This is a genomic window from Candidatus Saccharimonadia bacterium (assembly GCA_035544015.1).
GTDB lineage: Bacteria > Patescibacteriota > Saccharimonadia > UBA4664 > UBA4664 > UBA5169.
Genome location: DATKIP010000100.1, coordinates 1 through 2,090 on the forward strand (window position 1 = coordinate 1; position 2,090 = coordinate 2,090).

A 2,090-nucleotide genomic window follows, 5' to 3' on the forward strand; every position below is an offset into this window, starting at 1 on the left:
AACTCCTTCGCTTTCTTGACGCCATTCTCGGTTCTGACGGGCATAGCGCTGTTGTTCGGCTATGGGCTTCTCGGCGCGGGGTGGCTGATCCTGAAGACCGAAGGCGACATCCAGGACGACGCCCGCCGGCACGGCCGCATCTGTCTTGTGGCCGTGCTCGTGGCCATCGGCATCGTGAGCATCTGGACCCCGATCGCAAATCCGGCTGTCGCCGCGCGGTGGTTTGCGTGGCCGAACATCCTCATCTTGGCCCCGGTGCCGATCGCGACCGCCGCTGTCGCGCTCGTCACGTGGCGCGCGCTCGACAGCCGGGCCCAGGTCCTGCCGTTCGCGGGCGCGATCGGGCTCTTTGTCTTGTCGTATCTCGGCATCGCCATCAGTCTCTACCCGATGATCGTTCCCCACCATTTCACCTTGTGGGAGGCCGCGTCCTCCGGGCGAACCCAGGCGTTTCTTCTGGTCGGCACGCTTGTGCTGCTGCCCGTGATCTTGATGTACACGGGTTGGTCCTATTGGGTATTTCGGGGCAAGGTTCGAGGGGACATCGGCTATCACTAGAGCAAGCTCGCGCCGTGCCGGCCTGCGTTTGGTCGTCATTGCCGGGCTTGACCCGGCAATCCATCTCCTTCGCAATAGATTTATTTGCGAAGAATGGATGGACCCGCGGGTCAAGCCCTACGAGATTCACACATTTCGTAGAGCCCATCCATGCTTGATAGCTTGGAAGCGAGTGAGCCCATGGAGCATGACAACGGGGCCTGGCTTTCCGTAGTAGCCGTTCCATCCACCCAGCCGTGCAAAGACCCAAGCGGCGAATGCGAGAGAGCCTTTGGGATGGGGATTTTTTTGTTTGGTGGTCTTACCTTCCAAGTCTGCGGAGATTGCCTCCAGAGCTGGGCGATCCTCGGGGTCGAAGGCGTCTTCGAGCGGCCGTTTGGCGACGCCATCGCGCTCGCGTACGAGCTGCAACACGGTGACGGCGGCGATTAGGCTGGCAGCAACCAGCCGTTCGAAGGGCCCGCCCTCCGCCTGACGCAGGGCTTCGACATTGAAGCCTTGGGTTTTTAGGGTGCGGAACAGCTGCTCGATGGTCCAACGCTGACGATAGAAGTCAACGATCCGGCGAGCATCCGCAACATCGTTCACTGCGTGCGTGGTCAACAGGCGCCAATGAGCGCCATCAACGCCTGCCGGCGGATTGATCTCGGATGCCTCGACCAAGCTCAGCGCCACAGCGCGCGGCAACGCTGCGCGGGCGCCCGATGTTCGATGCTTCGGTCGCGCGATTTCGACCTTACAGAACCGCAGAGATACGATGGCGGTGCGGGCGCGGCGGCCGGGAGCAGCCGGCAAATCGATCGCCATGCGCCCGGCCTCGGGCAGCATCCCGGTCTTGGCAAACAGATGTGATCCGTCCGCAAGCCGCCGATCCTGGCCCGCGCGCACCAGCATTTCGACCGCACTCGGTTTATCGGCAAAATCCTCGTAGATGTCGCCTTCACGGTCCGATACCACAGTCACGCAAGCGGCCCCCACACCCGCAAGTTCAGCAGCGCGGTGTGCCGCCTCAAGCCAGCGTCCACTTTCCTTTTGCGCCAAGTCCCGCTCCCGGCGCTCGTTGCGCTGACCGCCTTGACGGATGAAGAAGCGAGCGTCGAGAAGGCCAAACAAAGTGCCATCGAACGCATCGACTGCGATGAGAGGGTGCAAAGCCACGCCGATGCCCTCGGCGGCGCTGCGAACCATGCTCGTGTCTTGAATGGCGAGCACATGCCGTCCGGCTACACGAGTAGACGTACGGGCCGCCGCCGTGGCCACCATCTCGCTCACGGTCACTGCTGGATTGTGCAGAAAGCGCGTCAGTCTGATCTCGCCCGCACGGTCCTTACCGAGCCGACAAACACGTACGCCACTCCCGCCCAATTCCACCAACCGAGCGTGTAAGAACGCCCCCCTTTTTCCAGCCGACGGTCGCCAAACCGCCCCAGCGTCAAATCAGCCATGGTCTCCTCCTCAAACCGAATCAACCGGTTAAAGGGAGTCAGGCTGCCTTACTCAACGCAAGACCCGGCGATGTGTGAATGTCGTAG

The 2,090-nt window shown here is 62.1% G+C and carries 3 protein-coding genes; 1 reads left to right on the forward strand and 2 read right to left on the reverse strand.

Annotation, left to right across the window (positions count from 1 at the left end; all coding sequences use genetic code 11):
* Positions 1-558, forward strand: a 558-nt coding sequence (locus VMT30_08860; GenBank protein HVQ45038.1) for a cytochrome d ubiquinol oxidase subunit II, incomplete at its 5' end; no start/stop codon positions are given.
* A 126-nt stretch (positions 559-684) separates the two neighbouring features.
* On the opposite strand, the gene VMT30_08865 is transcribed toward VMT30_08860, so the two are convergent.
* Entirely contained in the window at positions 685-1,923 is a 1,239-nt protein-coding gene (locus VMT30_08865; GenBank protein HVQ45039.1) for an IS4 family transposase, read from the reverse strand.
* Positions 1,860-2,003, reverse strand: a complete 144-nt coding sequence (locus VMT30_08870; protein HVQ45040.1) for a hypothetical protein — start codon at positions 2,001-2,003, stop codon at positions 1,860-1,862. Before VMT30_08870 ends, VMT30_08865 begins: the two co-directional genes overlap by 64 nt.
* Positions 2,004-2,090 lie beyond the last annotated feature (87 nt).

Excerpts from the sequence above, each read along its gene's own strand:
- VMT30_08870 (HVQ45040.1), bottom strand. The coding sequence starts at position 2,003 with ATGGCTGATTTGACGCTGGGGCGGTTTGGCGACCGTCGGCTGGAAAAA.